General features: G+C 58.7%; 10 protein-coding genes. 5 read left to right on the top strand and 5 right to left on the bottom strand.

The window, feature by feature from the left end:
* Positions 1-44: 44 nt before the first annotated feature.
* Positions 45-3,968 (bottom strand): M35 family metalloendopeptidase, encoded by a 3,924-nt coding sequence (locus AB4N85_RS09440; protein WP_236169053.1) that lies wholly within the window; start codon positions 3,966-3,968, stop codon positions 45-47.
* Between the two features lie 171 nt (positions 3,969-4,139).
* Positions 4,140-4,499 carry a response regulator gene (locus tag AB4N85_RS09435; RefSeq protein ID WP_095180108.1) on the bottom strand — a complete coding sequence of 120 codons (360 nt, stop codon included), beginning with the start codon at positions 4,497-4,499 and terminating at the stop codon, positions 4,140-4,142.
* Between the two features lie 265 nt (positions 4,500-4,764).
* Here AB4N85_RS09435 and AB4N85_RS09430 point away from each other — a divergent pair, with 265 nt between their 5' ends.
* From AB4N85_RS09430 to AB4N85_RS09410, 5 genes are read left to right on the top strand one after another with little or no spacing between them, the layout of a single operon-like run.
* Positions 4,765-8,238 (top strand): response regulator, encoded by a 3,474-nt coding sequence (locus tag AB4N85_RS09430; RefSeq protein ID WP_252867682.1) that lies wholly within the window; start codon positions 4,765-4,767, stop codon positions 8,236-8,238.
* The gene (locus AB4N85_RS09425) at positions 8,238-9,071 is read left to right on the top strand and encodes a CheR family methyltransferase (protein ID WP_041480257.1); all 834 of its coding nucleotides are present in this window, start codon (positions 8,238-8,240) and stop codon (positions 9,069-9,071) included. The genes AB4N85_RS09430 and AB4N85_RS09425 overlap by 1 nt, the downstream gene beginning before the upstream one ends.
* On the top strand, positions 9,068-9,661 hold the full coding sequence (locus tag AB4N85_RS09420; protein WP_041480259.1) for a chemotaxis protein CheB: 594 nt from the start codon (positions 9,068-9,070) through the stop codon (positions 9,659-9,661). The genes AB4N85_RS09425 and AB4N85_RS09420 overlap by 4 nt, the downstream gene beginning before the upstream one ends.
* Entirely contained in the window at positions 9,655-10,869 is a 1,215-nt protein-coding gene (locus AB4N85_RS09415; RefSeq protein ID WP_041480260.1) for a hybrid sensor histidine kinase/response regulator, read from the top strand. Before AB4N85_RS09420 ends, AB4N85_RS09415 begins: the two co-directional genes overlap by 7 nt.
* 44 nt (positions 10,870-10,913) lie before the next feature.
* The gene (locus tag AB4N85_RS09410; protein WP_056789776.1) at positions 10,914-11,291 is read left to right on the top strand and encodes a response regulator; all 378 of its coding nucleotides are present in this window, start codon (positions 10,914-10,916) and stop codon (positions 11,289-11,291) included.
* 34 nt (positions 11,292-11,325) lie between these two features.
* Here the strand turns inward: AB4N85_RS09410 and AB4N85_RS09405 are convergent, their stop codons facing one another.
* The 3 genes from AB4N85_RS09405 to AB4N85_RS09395 all read right to left on the bottom strand — a co-directional run bounded on the left by AB4N85_RS09405 (position 11,326) and on the right by AB4N85_RS09395 (position 15,683).
* Positions 11,326-12,996: an ATP-binding protein gene (locus AB4N85_RS09405; protein ID WP_150635167.1), complete on the bottom strand. Its 1,671-nt coding sequence runs from the start codon at positions 12,994-12,996 to the stop codon at positions 11,326-11,328.
* Positions 12,993-14,495, bottom strand: a complete 1,503-nt coding sequence (locus AB4N85_RS09400) for an ATPase domain-containing protein (protein ID WP_056789781.1) — start codon at positions 14,493-14,495, stop codon at positions 12,993-12,995. The genes AB4N85_RS09405 and AB4N85_RS09400 overlap by 4 nt, the downstream gene beginning before the upstream one ends.
* 132 nt (positions 14,496-14,627) lie before the next feature.
* Positions 14,628-15,683 (bottom strand): tetratricopeptide repeat protein, encoded by a 1,056-nt coding sequence (locus tag AB4N85_RS09395; RefSeq protein WP_252867681.1) that lies wholly within the window; start codon positions 15,681-15,683, stop codon positions 14,628-14,630.
* Between the last annotated feature and the right edge of the window lie 151 nt (positions 15,684-15,834).

The following is a 15,834-nucleotide window of genomic DNA, read 5'->3' as shown; positions in this document are numbered from 1 at the left end:
AGTGATTGAAATGCACCCTGTCCACCGATCAGCCGTTTCAGCGCTTAACTGACCGGTTTGGCGAGATTGAGCAGCAGCGGCCCTTGCAGAAACTTGCCGGCAGCGGTGTTGCGCACGGCATTGTCGATAGTCTTCACATTGAAGCTCAATATGGCCGGACGCGTTTGCGCTTGATCGAGCAGGGACACCGCAAGCATGTACGACTCAGCGTTGGCCAGGGCCGGATGGTCCTGGACCAGTTTCGGCAGACTGGTTTTTACCTGGTTGAACTCGATGAATCCCGGTCGGTGCGCCAGAGCGTGATGTGGATTGATCAGGTTGTCCGGATGCGCCTTGCGCGCGTCCCGAGCCAGCTCCAGCAGTCCGACTGCATCGAACTCCGCCTGATGCAACTCCGGGTAGACCTTGCCGTAGTACAGGTCGAGGGTGTCCGGGCCACCGTGGGACATCTCGTGAATCAGCACGTCGGCGACGCTGCCGTCGTCGTAACGCGACAACTTGTAAAACTCATCGAGATTGTCCGGGTAGATCGACAGAAACCGGCCTGCGGACTCATCGATTTTTTCGCCGGTGCGCAGCGCTGTCTGCCAACGCTTATAGGCCGGTGGCGAAAGCGAGGCGATCACGCCGGGTTGATGCGGGCGGAACGTCACATTGCTGAAGCTGATCGACTCGAGATCCTTGCGCATCGCGCTGAGATGTTTCGACACGTGCTGTGCCACTTCATCGGAATCGTTACCGAACACATGCTTGAGCACCGCGCGAATGTCGTCGTTGGAAGACAGTTGCGACAGCGCGTTGATGGAGTTGTCCAGCTTGGTCCGGGCGCGGGGAATGGCTTTTTTCAGATAACCGCGGGTGTAACTGAATGGCTTGAAGCGGCCGAACAGGCGCTTCAACGGGGCGAAGTTACCCAGGTCGAGCAGTTTCAGGCGCGGGCCCCAGGCACCGCCGGTGCGGATGCTCAGCGCGTGCCAGTCCTGGTTGCGTTCCAGCACTGCGATGTCGATCGCCTCGCCAAGCGCGTCGGCGCCTCGCCAGGTCGCCTGACGCACATCGCCGGTGTGGGAGAGCCTGAGCCAGTCCCGACTCTCGACACCATGGATCAACCTTTTCAATTGCACGCTGGCGGTGTGCGCGGCGTCGAGCGCGGTTTCGCCGGCAAAGACCACGCCGCGTTTGACCAGACGAAAACCTTTGCGGGCGAGGGCGGGCAAACCGTCGAGCGGGTTGATCAGCGACACGGCCGCTCGGGCCACGGCTTTGGCGACTTTCAGCAGTTTGAGCGTGGTCGACCCGGTCTTGGCGATGATGCTCGCTGCCGACGCGCCAAGACCGACCAGCAGGCCGATGACCGACAGGCCATCCAGAATGCAGCCACCAATGCCTTCGGCGACACGGTCGGTGCGTCCGGAACGAATGTCTTCAATGCACTGTTTGAACGGCACGATGACGTTGATTGCCAGGTTCTCGACGATCTCCCTGGTGTCACGCCATTCTTCCAGGCCGTTGCGCACATCCAGTGCGGCATACAACTCTTCGCGGCGGGCGACAGGATGGTTGTCCAGTACGCATTGGGCGATCTCATCCAGTTGCGCAGAAAAGAACAGCGGAACCGCGCGCACATCAGTCTCTTGCAGTTGCAACTGCCAGAGCTTCTCCACCACTACTTTGGAAGTCATGCCCTGGCGTGGTTCGCTGCCTTCGCGGTAGGCGGCGTAATCGAGGGGCCACTCGCTGGCTTTGTTCTTGTCCTGAAAATCGTACTTGCTGCCAGTGTATGAAAGGGTCGGCCGTTGATGAATGAGGCCGGTGTCTTGCAGCTTGAGCGCCAGATCCGGACGCTCGTAGCAAACGCCGCGCAGCGTGAACAGTTCGTAAGCGCGCAGCCGATCACCGTTGTCGCAGCAAAGAATAATCCCGTAACGCCCATTGGCCTCATCTCGCTGGATTTGCGTTTCTTGCTGCGTATTCAGTGGATTGACTTCCTTCCTGACGGTGTAGAAGGTCATTTGGCCGCTGGTCAAAGCCTGACGATCATGCTCTGGCATCTGCGTGATCGCCATTTTGATCAGGGACGATAGACCCTCGCGCACGTTCCGGTAGTAACGATCAAACGCCTGATCAAACAGTTGCGACGGCGATTGCAGTTCGGCCAGGCGGGTGAAGGCATCGGCCGGGGGGTGGAAGTTGTCGCGGGTCTTGAATTTGTCCGAAAGTTGCCCGTCTTCAACCAGATCGCCGGAAAGATACAGATCGAGAATCGACAGGCGTAGGCGCAACAGGCCGTTGATCGCGTATTGGTTGTTGTCAGTGGCGCTGGCGAGGAAATTCCAGAACTCGGTGAGAATTCCCGCCGGATGCGCAGCCTTCAACCCTTCGAGCCAGCTCCGTTCGCCGAAACTGTCCAGGTACTTTATTTCGAAGGCCGGCTGTTCGAGATAGGCGCCGGCGGGCATCACTTGCTCCAGCGCACGCAAAGCGATTTTGCGCCGGTCCGGTGGCGCGGTGGACAAGCCTGTTTCAGACTGGGCCAGAGCCTCCATGTAACGCGAGAAATACGCGCTGGCCTTGATCACCGTGGTCTTGTCGTAGTCTTTGTCGCTGCGGTAAGGGATGACTCCGTTGAGTACCGCCCAGTCCACCACCGCCGGGATCGCCGCCGCTTCGTACAACTTGTCGAGCTCACCGGAAACCGGGGTCAGCTCGGAAAACGCCTTGAGTTGTGCAAACGTCATTGCACGCGAGCTGCCAGGTGCGGCGTGCTCGACCACGGCAGCGCTCTGGCGTGCAGTTACCCAGCCTGGCTTGTCCAGCGTGAGCCCGGGCGGGATCTGGTCGATGAGCAACTCCGGCGCTGCACCTGCCATCAACAGATGCGCTGCCAGTGGCGCGTTGTGCGCTTCGCTCAGGCCCTGATCAACCAGATGCTGTTCGAACAGGACGCGTACTTCGGCCGCGCCGAGTGCGGCATTCGCCGGTTGATAGAAGTCATAGCCGGCGACAAGAGGCTGATCGGAACGCAATTGCATGTCGATGATCAGCGCAGCGATGACCAACTCGTTGAGCTGGCGTTCGCGCACGTCCGGGTTATTGGCTTCCAGATGCCAGCCAAGCCGTGCATGCAGGGTTTCTCCCAGGGTGCGAGCGGTTTTTCGCCTCAGGAAGTTGTGCAGGAACTTGTCCGCGTTGTCGCGTATGTCCTGTGCCGGAATCAGGTTGAAGTTGGCGAACGCCAGTGCCTGCAACAGGCTTGTCGCACCTTGGGTCAGCTCATGCACTGTCTGGGTTATGACTTTGCGGTCCGCTATCGATAGATGAAACGGTGACGACTCATCGGCGTGGAGCAATTCGTGGTAGTCGCCCAAGGAAGGCGGCTCAGGCAGTTCGAAGGCCAGCCATTCAATCAGTGCCCGGGTTTCGGCAATGTTCGTCGGCAAGTCATAACCGTTGAACTTCAACCATTGCACTATGCCAATCACTTGGCCGGAATAAACGACGCCGCCGATGTTCTTCGCCAAATCGGCGAGCATATCGAGTTCTTCGGAAAACACCGAAACTTCAGCATTGTCCAGTGCAATGCTGAAACGATGGGATTCGAACTCTGAGTCATAAACAACGAGAACTCCGGCGTTGGTATCCACTGCTAGGTTAATATCAGCTGAAAAAGAATGGTTGCGTAACAGTTGCGCAAACTCCGGGGTTGCAATTAAATTTTTCAAGGCATTGCGTGCTGGTTCACAGTGTTCGTCAAAACTGCTGCCGATGACCCGGGGTATGAAGCGATCTTGCACATTGAATACAGTGGCGACCGGCAGCGAGGCGCTTGCCGAGTAACTGTCGGCCGAGACTTCAAACTCAGTTGCCTTAAGGGCTTCGGCAAGTGACTGAACAATAAGCGCGCGTTCCTGTTTGTCGGAAGCGGAGCAATCGACGGCGGCAGGCACGTCGGAAGAAATGAACTGCATGGGCTCTATCCTGAATGAGTATCGAAAGTTCCCTGGCTGTATTTCGTTATTTATTAACGCGGCCAAAGATTATTCAGGATAGAGCTGGCAGGTTAAGCAATGGCAGTGTTAGTTAGTTGCTGATTATTTTCGGATGTGACAAGTTGCATCTGCGACGGACATTTATCAGGTTTATTTCAGAATGCCTTTAACTTTGTCGCGCAATTGATCGATGGAGAAGGGCTTGCCGATGACATGCATGCCATCGGGTACTTCGAGACTCTCGGCATAACCGCTGGCGAACAGGATGGGCAGAGCAGGGCGCAGCTGACGGGCCTTTTGAGAGAGTTCGCGGCCATTCATGCCAGGCAGGCCGTAGTCGGTCATCATCAAATCGATGGCTTTGCCAGGATCCGCAAGGATTTCGAGTGCCGCGTTGCCGTCATCAGCCTCCAATACCGTGTATTCCAGCTCCTCCAGCACATCGACGATAAGCATGCGCACGATGGAGTCGTCTTCTACGACCAGGATAGTGGATGGAGTGGCAGACATGGCAGGACTCTCAGAAAAATGAAATCGGGGGATACCGGGCAAGCGAATTTGCCGGACTCTTGCATGAGTAAGTGGCGCATAGCCACAAGTTCCCGAGCTGAAACAAAAAAGAACAGGTCAGTGCGGTGAGGCAAGGATAACCGTTGGCGTCGTCCAATGCGCAGGTGTGCGTAGGAAAATGCCATCATTTGTGTGAGAAAAATGGATCCATGGCGGGGTTTTGGGGCAAACTCTCGGGTTTTCAACAGTTCGACAAGGCTGCCCCATGTCCTCTCCGTCCTCGGTTGATGAACAACGGTTCCGCAAACTTCTGAGTCGCAACGTCAGCTTGCCGCTGGGCGTCGGCGTGCTCAGTGCGGTGTTTTTCGTCTCACTGATCACCTATTTGCTGTCCGTCATCCAGTGGGTCGAGCATACCGACCGGGTGATCAATAACGCCAATGAGGCGGTGAAACTCACTGTCGATCTCGAAACCGGCATGCGCGGCTATCTGCTTAGCGGTGACGAGCACTTTCTCGACCCGTACGAAGTTGCCAAGCCGCGTATCGACGTCGCTCTCAATACGTTGCTGGAGCTGACCGCCGATAATCCGGTGCAGACCGACCGCTTGCGTCGCCTGCAAGCGTTGCAGGTGGAATGGGCCAACTACGCGCAATCGATGATCGACCTGCAGCGCAGCAGCGGCGATTATCGCGGTGCGGTCAAGGCCGGGCGGGGCAAGCGACTGACCGACGAAATTCGCAAGCAGTTCGAAGACGTCATCGAAACCGAGCAAGTGCTGCGCGCCACGCGCAACGAGGATGTGCGTCGCACCACCATCTGGAGCATCACCCTTTATCTGATTTTCATCGTTGGTATCAGCGGTTTGCTGGCCTACATCGGCCGCCGTGACCTGGTCAATCTGTCGACCAATTACAGCGCCAACCTCGCCGCGCAGCTGGCCAGCGCTGAACGCCTGGAGAAGCAGGCGTGGCTGCGCAACGGCCAGACACAATTGGCCGAGCAGGTGCTGGGGCAACTGACGCTGAACCTGCTGGGGCGCAACATTCTGCAATTCTGCGCGCAATACCTTGGCACTGCCGTCGCTGCGCTTTATGTGCGCGAAGAACATGGCGGCCTCAAGCGTGTGGCGACTTATGGCTTCTCCCGCGAGCAGGAAGAACTGAATCAAACGATTTACAGCGGCGAAGGCATCGTTGGCCAAGTCGCAGAACAAGCACGCCTGATCCGTCTCGACGCGGTCCCTGGCGACTATTTCAAAGTCAGCTCCGGCCTCGGCGCAGGCCTGCCGCACAGTGTGCTGGTGGTGCCTACCAGTGATGATGACCGCGTCAATGGCGTGATCGAACTGGGTTTCCTGCGTCCGCTGTCCGAGCGCGACATCGAGCTGCTGGAGCTGATTGCCGGCAACATCGGCACCTCGATCGAAGCGGCGCGTTACCGTCAACGCTTGCAGGAAGTGCTCGCCGAAACCCAGCAGCTCAACGAAGAACTGCAAGTGCAGCAGGAAGAGCTGAAGACCGCCAACGAAGAGCTGGAAGAACAGTCGCGGATTCTCAAGGAATCCCAGGCGCATCTGGAAACCCAGCAAGTGGAGCTGGAGCAGACCAACGAGCAGCTCGCCGAACAGCGCGATGCGATGGACAAGAAAAACACCGAGTTGAATCAGGCGCAGATTCAACTCGAAGAGCGTGCCGAAGAGCTGCAACGCTCGAGCAAGTACAAGTCCGAATTCCTCGCCAACATGTCCCACGAACTGCGCACGCCGCTCAACAGTTCGCTGATTCTGGCCAAGCTGCTGGCGGAAAACCCGCAGCAGAATCTGTCGGCGGAACAGGTCAAGTTTGCCGAATCGATCTATTCGGCCGGCAACGATCTGCTCAACCTGATCAACGACATCCTCGACATTTCCAAGGTCGAGGCCGGCAAGCTTGAAGTGATTGCCGAAAACACCCGCGTCGATCGTCTGGTCGATGGCTTGCGCTCGATGTTCGAACCGCTTGCTGCCGACAAGCACCTTGCTTTCACTGTCGAGGTCCAGCCGGACGCTCCCGGCTTACTGTTCACCGACCGGCAGCGTCTGGAGCAGGTGATCAAAAATCTTCTGTCCAACGCGATCAAGTTCACCGAGCACGGCGCCGTCAGCCTGAGCATCACCGCGCAGCCGAATGATCACATCGCTTTCAGCGTCAAGGATTCCGGGATTGGTATCGCAGCCGATCAGCAGGAAAGTATTTTCGAAGCGTTCCGTCAGGCGGATGGCACCACCAACCGCAAGTACGGCGGTACCGGCCTGGGCCTTTCAATCTCGCGGGATCTGGCAACGTTGCTGGGCGGCTCGATCAGCGTCGACAGCGTACCGGGGCAGGGCAGCACGTTCACGCTGCTGTTGCCGCGTCAGTATCACGAATTCGGTGATACGCCGGCCGCGCCGCTGACCTTTCATGCAGCGCCTGCTGTGGCTACACCAACGGCCGTTGCGGCACCGGTGGCGTCAGCGATTCCGGCTGTCATCCCGCGCTTCGCCGACGATCGCGACAAGGCGCCGTTCGCCACCCGCTGCATTCTGGTGGTGGAGGACGAGCCGAACTTCGCGCACATCCTGTATGACCTGGCACATGAGTTGGGTTATCAGTGTCTGGTCGCCCACGGTGCCGATGAAGGTTACGACCTGGCCCGCGAATTCGTGCCGGATGCGATCCTGCTCGACATGCGCCTGCCGGATCATTCCGGTCTGACTGTGCTGCAACGTCTGAAAGAACGCGCCGAAACCCGGCACATTCCGGTGCACGTGATTTCCGTGGAAGACCGCGTCGAAGCCGCTATGCACATGGGCGCCATCGGCTACGCCGTGAAGCCGACCACCCGCGAAGAGCTCAAGGACGTCTTCGCTCGTCTGGAAGCCAAGCTGACGCAGAAGGTCAAACGCGTGCTGCTGGTCGAAGACGACGATCTGCAGCGCGAAAGCATCGCGCGGCTGATTGGCGATGAAGACATTGAAATCACTGCCGTCGGCCTGGCCCAGGACGCTCTGGAATTGCTGCGCACGACCATCTACGACTGCATGGTCATCGACCTCAAGCTGCCGGACATGCTCGGCAACGATCTGCTCAAGCGCATGTCCACCGAGGACATTTGCTCGTTCCCGCCGGTCATTGTCTACACCGGCCGCAACCTGACCCGCGATGAAGAGGCCGAGCTGCGCAAGTATTCACGCTCGATCATCATCAAGGGCGCACGCTCCCCGGAGCGGTTGCTCGACGAGGTCACACTCTTTCTGCACAAAGTCGAATCGCAGCTGTCCCATGAACGACAGAAGATGCTCAAGACCGCGCGCAGCCGCGACAAGGTCTTTGAAGGTCGTAAAGTGCTGCTGGTGGACGACGATGTGCGCAACATCTTCGCCCTGACCAGTGCACTGGAACACAAAGGCGCTGTCGTGGTGATCGGCCGTAATGGTCGCGAAGCGATTGAGAAACTTCATGAAGTCGAGGACATCGACCTGGTGCTGATGGACGTGATGATGCCGGAGATGGATGGCTTCGAAGCCACCATGGAAATCCGCAAGGATCCGCGCTGGCGCAAGCTGCCGATCATCGCGGTAACGGCCAAGGCCATGAAGGACGATCAGGAGCGCTGCCTGCAAGCGGGCGCCAACGATTACCTGGCCAAGCCCATCGACCTTGATCGTCTGTTCTCGCTGATACGTGTGTGGCTACCGAAAATGGAACGCATCTAGTGGAACGCAGCAGTCCGGCCGAGCGCAACAGCGAAATCGAATTACGCTTGTTGATCGAGGCGATTTACCTGAAATACAGCTATGACTTTCGCGACTACTCCGGCGCTTCGATCAAGCGCCGGGTGCAGCACGCGCTGAGTCAGTTCGAGTGCGCGACCATCTCGGCCCTGCAAGAGAAAGTCCTGCACGACCCGACGGCGTTCATGCAGCTGCTGCAACTGCTGACGATCCCGGTCAGCGAGATGTTCCGCGATCCGTCGCACTTCCTGGCGATCCGCAACGAAGTGGTGCCGCTGCTGCGCACCTATCCGTCGCTGAAGATCTGGATTGCCGGCTGCAGCACGGGCGAGGAGGTCTATTCGATGGCGATTCTGCTGCGCGAAGAAGGCCTGCTCGACCGCACGATCATCTACGCCACCGACATCAACCCGCGCTCGCTGGAGAAGGCCAAGCAAGGGATTTTCTCCATGGAAAACGTCCGCGCCTACACCGCCAATTACCAGCAGGCCGGCGGCCAGCGTTCGTTTGCCGATTACTATACCGCAGCCTATGGCTACGCGATTTTCGACAAGAGCCTGTGCGAGAACGTGACATTCGCCGACCACAGTCTGGCCACCGATAGCGTGTTCTCCGAAACCCAGTTGATTTCCTGCCGCAATGTGCTGATCTACTTCAACAAGAAGCTGCAGGACCGGGCGTTCGGGCTGTTCCATGAATCGTTGTCGCATCGCGGCTTTCTGGTGTTGGGCAGCAAGGAAACCCTGGATTTTTCCAACTATTCGAACCAGTTCGAGGCGTTGGTCAAACAAGAACGGATCTACCGCAAATCATGAACGACACCCCGAGCCTGCCTCGTATCGAGGCTGTCGTGATCGGCGCCTCTGCGGGCGGTGTCGAGGCGTTGTTGACCCTGCTCGGGCCGTTGCGCAAAGGCTATGTGCTGCCGATCATCATCGTTCTGCATCTGCCGGAAGAACGCCGCAGTCATCTGGCCGAAGTGTTCTCCCGCCGTGTTGCGATGCCGGTCAAGGAAGCTGAAGACAAGCAGGACATTGAAGCCGGCACGGTGTATTTCGCCACGCCCGGTTATCACTTGTCGGTCGAAGCGGATCGCAGCTTGTCACTGAGCCTGGAGGACCGCGTACATCATTCGCGGCCTTCAATCGATTACCTGTTTGAATCCGCCGCTGACGTTTACGGCGAGACACTCGCCGCTGTCCTGCTGACCGGCGCCAATCACGATGGCGCGCGCGGGCTCGCTTACGTCAAGCGTTGCGCCGGCCTGACCATTGTTCAAGACCCCGAGGATGCACAAGTCGCCACCATGCCCCAGGCTGCACTGAACGTTCTGCAGCCGGATCATGTCCTACCCATTCACGGCATCGGCCGTCTGCTAGTCGAGCTGGAACGAATCGCATGCTGAGTAATATCCAAGCCAAACTGTTGATCGTTGACGATCTGCCAGAAAACCTGCTGGCGCTGGAAGCGCTGATCAAGCGCGAGGATCGCACGGTCTATAAGGCTCTGTCGGCGGACGAAGCACTATCGCTGTTGCTGCAGCACGAATTCGCCATGGCCATTCTCGACGTGCAGATGCCCGGCATGAACGGCTTCGAACTCGCCGAGCTGATGCGCGGTACAGAGAAGACCAAGAACATTCCGATCATCTTTGTCAGCGCTGCCGGCCGAGAACTCAACTACGCGTTCAAAGGCTATGAAAGCGGTGCGGTGGACTTCCTGCACAAGCCGCTGGATATCCATGCGGTGAAGAGCAAGGTCAACGTTTTCGTCGATCTGTATCGCCAGAGCAAGGCCATGAAGCAGCAGGTCGAGGCGTTGGAGCAGGCCCGGCGTGAGCAGGAAGCGCTGCTGCAACAGCTGCAAAGCACCCAGCTGGAGCTGGAGCAAGCGGTGCGCATGCGTGATGACTTCATGTCCATCGTCGCCCACGAGGTGCGTACGCCGCTCAATGGCCTGATTCTCGAAACCCAGTTGCGTAAAATGCATCTGGCGCGAGACAACGCCTCAGCGTTCACCCTCGACAAGATGCAGGCGATGGTCGACCGCGATGAGCGGCAGATCAAAAGCCTGATTCGCCTGATCGAAGACATGCTCGATGTCTCGCGAATCCGCACCGGCAAACTATCGATCCGACCGAGTCGTTTCGATCTGGTGCAACTGGTCAGCAATCTCCTGCAGAATTTTGCCTCGCAAATGGAAGCGGCAGAAACCAGCGTTTCCTTCGAGGCATCGGCGCCGGTAGAAGGTTGCTGGGACGAGTTCCGCATCGAGCAAGTGGTGTCCAATCTGCTGACCAATGCCTTGCGTTACGGTGGTCGCAGCCCGATTCAGGTGCGCGTCTATCGCGAAGATGACGAGGCCCGGGTCGAGGTACAAGACCACGGCATCGGCATCAGCGCCGAGAACCAGAAGCGTATTTTTCAGCAGTTCGAACGGGTGTCCGCCAAGACGGTGGTGGCCGGGCTCGGGCTGGGTCTGTTCATTTCCGAGCAGATCGTCGCCGCCCATGGCGGCTCCATCGTCGTCGAGAGTGAAATCAACGAGGGCGCCCTGTTTCGCGTTTGTCTGCCGATCCAGGAAAACGGCATATCCGACGCAACCTCTGAGTGACCACACGGTCGTATCAGCAGCTATTGACCGAACAAAGGCTTCCCATGAGCGTAGATGCGCAAGATGTAGTACTCGTCGTCGAAGACGAACCGGTTATCTTGATGGTCCTGACGGATTACCTGTCGGGGCAGGGCTATCGCGTGTTGCAAGCGGAAAATGGCGAGCAGGCTTTCGAGATCCTCGCCAGCAAACCTCATCTCGACATACTGATTACCGATTTCCGCCTGCCGGGCGGGATCTCCGGCGTGCAGATTGCCGATCCGGCGGTGAAATTGCGACCGGACCTCAAAGTGATTTTCATCAGCGGCTATCCGCAGGAAATCCGCGAGACCGGCAGCCCGATTACCAACAGCGCACCGATTCTGGAAAAACCGTTTGATCTGGATGTGTTGCAGGAAAAGATTCAGGAATTGCTGGCCTGATATGTAGGAGCTGCCGTCGGCAGCTCCTATCGATTCAGCTATTGATCATCTCCCGCACCTTGGCGGTGAGCAGATCAAAGGTGAATGGCTTGGTGATCATCTGCATTCCCGAGTCGAGGAAGCCACCGCGCACCGCCGCGTGCTCGGCATAACCGGTGATGAACAACACTTTCAGACCTGGGCGATATTGCCGACCAACCTCCGCCAGTTGACGACCGTTCATCCCCGGCAGACCAACGTCACTGATGAGCAAATCAATACGTTGCGTCGAATTTAGAATCGGCATGGCGCCGTCGGCATCACCGGCCTCTACGAACGCGTAACCCAGCTCACTGAGCACGGCGCTGACCAATACGCGCACCGCCGGGTCGTCTTCAACGATGAGTACGGTTTCGCCATCCATCGCATACGGAGCCTGCTGCGAATCCGATACGGGAATTTCTACTTCCTCACCCCGGAAACGCGGCAGATAGAGTTTTACCGTGGTGCCTTCATCGATTTCACTGTCGATCGACACATGCCCGCGCGACTGCTTGCTGAAACCATAGATCATCGACAGTCCGAGGCCGGTGCCCTGGCCGATCGGCTTGGTGGTGAAAAACGGATCGAACGCACGGCTGACCACGCTCTGCGGCATGCCGCTGCCATTGTCAGTGACGCTGAGCATCACGTAATCGCCTGGCTCCAGATTGCTGTACGCAGCCGTGAATTCGCGATGCAGCACCTGATTGCTGGTTTCCACCACCAGCTTGCCACCCTCGGGCATCGCATCACGGGCATTGATCACCAGGTTGAGCAGGGCGCTTTCCAGTTGATTGGGATCGGCCTCGGCAACCCAGAGATTGTCGTCCAGGCGCATTTCCAGATGAATGCTTTCATTGAGGCTGCGTTGCAGCAGCTCGCCCATGGACAGCACCAGCGTGTTCATTTGCACGGCTTTCGGGTCGAGTGACTGACGGCGCGAGAACGCCAGCAGACGGTGAGTCAGGCCGGCGGCGCGGTTCGCTGACGTCACACCTAGATCGATCAGGCTGTCGAGGTCTTCCGTGCGGCCTCGGGCCAGACGTCGACGCAGCAATTCGAGACTGCCGATGATGCCAGTGAGCATGTTGTTGAAGTCGTGAGCGATGCCGCCAGTGAGTTGGCCGACCGCTTCCATTTTCTGCGATTGGCGCAGGGCTTCTTCGTTGTGGCGAAGTTGTGCGGTGCGTTCTTCGACTTGCTGCTCGAGGGTTTCCAGGGTCGATTGCAGGCGTCGTTCGCTTTCACTCAGGTCGATCAGCCGATCGCGCGCTTCATATTGTCGTCGTCGCCCACGCAGGGCGGCGGAGACCAGGCTGACCAGCGTCGCGGGATGGAAGGGGCGCTCGAGAAACGTCACGTTGCCCAGCAGGGTGCTGAGGCGCGACGGCGGCCCTTGTTCATCACCGCCATGATGAGTCAGCAGTACGATGGGCATGTCCGACCACGCGGGCTGCTGGTCAAGGTAGGCGATTAGCCCTTCCAGTTCAGGTCCGCGCAGCGCTTCAGCAGCAATCACCAGCAGTCCGGCACCGACCTCCAGCTCGGTGCATAAAGCGCCGAGATTCGGCGCCACCATGCCGCCGTAGCCGGCTTCGTTGAGGATCATCAACGCGATCTGGCTGTCGCGACCCATGGGCGCCAGCACCAGCACCCGCTCGGCCAACGGCGTGTTGACCGTCACAAGCTTTCATCCTCAAGCAATGGATTGCTCGCTCCCATGTAGGTCGGCACGCCACGCAGCACGCCCTGGAAGGATTCCAGCGGTTGGCCGATGGTCATGCCATGCGAGGAGATCCGGTATTCACGGATGGTCGACTCGTGGTTGCCGGTACGTTTCTTGATAATCGAGATCGCCCGGCGGACTTTGCCGAGGGCTTCGAAGTAGCGCAACAGAATCACCGTGTCGGCCAGGTAAGTGATATCGACCGGCGCCTGCATATCGCCCACCAGACCGTGCTGGGCGACCGTCATGAAAGTCGCCGCGCCTTTGCGGTTCAGGTACAGCAACAGCTCGTGCATGTGCAGCACCAGCGCGTTTTCTTCCGGCATCGCCGCTTGATAGCCGTTGATGCTGTCGATTACCACGGTTTTGATACCCAGCTCATCGACGCAACGCCGCACGCGATGGGACAACTCACCGGGAGACAATTCGGCGGCGTCTACTTGTTCGATCAGCAGATTACCGGTGGCCTGCAAGGCTTTGAGGTCGATACCGAGATGACGCATGCGTTCGAACAGCAGGCCCAGCTCTTCATCGAAAATGAACAGCGCGGCTTTTTCGCCTCGAGCCACCGCTGCGGCGGCGAAGATCATTGAGATCAGCGATTTACCGGTACCGGCCGGGCCGAGAATCAGCGTGCTGGAGCCGGTTTCGATGCCGCCGCCGAGCAGGGCGTCCATTTGCGGGATGCCGCTGGACAGCTGCAGACGTGGGTAGTCGCCGCGATGCTCCGCCGCTACCAAGCGTGGAAAAACATGGACGCCGTCGCCCATGATGGTGAAGTCGTGGAAACCGCCACGGTATTTCTGCCCGCGATACTTGACCACTCGAACGCGCCGACGCTCAGCGCCGTAGCTTGGCGTCAGCTCTTCAAGACGAATCACGCCGTGGGCGACACTGTGCACGGTCTTGTCGAGGGACTCGGTGGTCAGGTCGTCGAGCAGCAGGACGGTGGCGTCGTAGCGCACGAAGTAATGCTTGATCGCCAGAATCTGCCGACGATAGCGCAACGAGCTCTGCGCCAGCAGACGGATCTCCGAGAGACTGTCGAGCACTACGCGGGTCGGTTTGAAGCGTTCGACCACTTCGAAAATCTGCCTGGTCGCCTCACCCAGTTCAAGGTCCGAGGAATACAGCAGACTTTGCTGGTGCTCGGCATTGAGCAGGCTTTCCGGCGGTGTCAGCTCGAAGATCTTGATGTTTTCGTTCAGCTCCCAACCGTGGGAGAGCGCACCTTGACGCAGTTCTTTCTCGGTTTCCGAGAGAGTGATGTACAGGCAGCGTTCCCCGGCCAGCGCACCGGCGCGCAGGAAATGCAACGCCACGGTGGTTTTGCCGGTCCCGGGTTCCCCCTCGAGCAAAAACACATGGCCGCGAGACAAGCCACCGGCAAGGATGTCATCCAGGCCTACAATGCCGACGGCGGCCTTTGCACTGATCAACTCGTTTGATGTAGTCAAAAAACGCCCTCTTATGACTAGGGTAATCCGGCGGCTGGCTAGAGTGAGCCGCCTGAGTAACTTGACCTCACGGCGTGTTCACGGTTCCGCTTTTTCTTGGACGGGCGGCCAATTGAGTCCGCCCTGACTGGATTAAAGACCTTGTTGCAAGGCCGGGTCGTCCGGATTCAGCTGCTCCAGTTGCGCCAACAGGATCTGCACATTCTGCAGTTGGCCGCTTTCCTTCCAGTAGTTGATCAGCAACACCCGCGCCTTGCGGTCGGCGGGGTGGCGCTGGACGATTTCCTGCAGCTGTTTTTGCGCCGCTTCCAGTTCTTCCGCGCTGTGCAGAGTAGTGGCGAGGTCGTAGCGATAATCCTTGTTGTCCGGCTCCAGCTCGACGGCTTTGGACAGGCCGAGCAGGGCATATTCGCGCTGGCCGTGGTGCAGCAGCCACAGGCCGAGGGCATGTTGCAGATAGGCCGAATCTGGCTGCGCCTTGAGCTGGCGGGCAAGCAACTGGCGAGCGGCATCGCTCTGGCCCTGGCGGTCAAGCACATCGATCTGCATGACCAGCGCCGGCAGGTTGCCGGGTTCCAGACGCAAGGTATTGTCCAACGCCTGTTGGGCCTGTTTGTATTCGGCGTTATGGATATAAAGACGTGCCAATTGTGCGTAGTTGGCAGCGCTTTCCGGCTGGCTTTCCAGTGTCTGCTGCCAGCCATCAATAGCCTGCTGCAGCGGTGCGAAGTACAAACCCAATTCATCCGGGCTCAGGCCGAGCAGGGCATTGATCGCGGCGAACCGCACGGTTTGTTCTGCGTCGTCGAGCAACGGTCCGAGCAGCAGACTGCGTTGCCCGCCGGGCACCAGACCGACGATGCTTTTGATCGCGGCGACGCGCACTTGCGGCGCTTCGTGATGCAGGTCGATGTCAGCCAGTTTCAAGGCCTGCGGGCTGGGGTAGTTGGGCAGCTCGCCGTGCAGCCAGACCCGGCGTTTGACCGAGATGTCCGGGCGGCCCAATTGCTGGTACAACTGGCGCGCCGCTCCGGGTTCACCAGTGCGCGCGGCGTTCAGCGCTTCGCTGTAGCCATGTTTGATAGCATCGGGGATGGTCGGTGTGCTGCTGCGCCATGACAGCCAGACGACGCCGAGGATCAGTACGAGGCCTAGGCCGATCAGCAGGTTGCGGCGGGACTGAGTCATGCGGGGTTTCCGAAAGCTTCGAACTTGAGCAGAGCGGCAAGCTTCGTTCAGCTTGGCGCGTGAGTCAAACCGTTGCCGGCGAATCGTCCTACAACACGTGTCGACTGTGAAATCCGTCAGGCTTTTGCTGGAATGTCTACGCTTGCAGAAG

The organism is Pseudomonas sp. H1_G08, from assembly GCF_054681355.1.
Note: the sequence above shows the minus strand (reverse complement) of the source record. Positions and strands in the feature narration are given on the sequence as shown.

Excerpts from the sequence above, each read along its gene's own strand:
- AB4N85_RS09440 (WP_236169053.1), bottom strand. The coding sequence starts at position 3,968 with ATGCAGTTCATTTCTTCCGACGTGCCTGCCGCCGTCGATTGCTCCGCT.
- AB4N85_RS09435 (WP_095180108.1), bottom strand. The coding sequence starts at position 4,499 with ATGTCTGCCACTCCATCCACTATCCTGGTCGTAGAAGACGACTCCATC.
- AB4N85_RS09430 (WP_252867682.1), top strand. The coding sequence starts at position 4,765 with ATGTCCTCTCCGTCCTCGGTTGATGAACAACGGTTCCGCAAACTTCTG.
- AB4N85_RS09420 (WP_041480259.1), top strand. The coding sequence starts at position 9,068 with ATGAACGACACCCCGAGCCTGCCTCGTATCGAGGCTGTCGTGATCGGC.
- AB4N85_RS09415 (WP_041480260.1), top strand. The coding sequence starts at position 9,655 with ATGCTGAGTAATATCCAAGCCAAACTGTTGATCGTTGACGATCTGCCA.
- AB4N85_RS09410 (WP_056789776.1), top strand. The coding sequence starts at position 10,914 with ATGAGCGTAGATGCGCAAGATGTAGTACTCGTCGTCGAAGACGAACCG.
- AB4N85_RS09395 (WP_252867681.1), bottom strand. The coding sequence starts at position 15,683 with ATGACTCAGTCCCGCCGCAACCTGCTGATCGGCCTAGGCCTCGTACTG.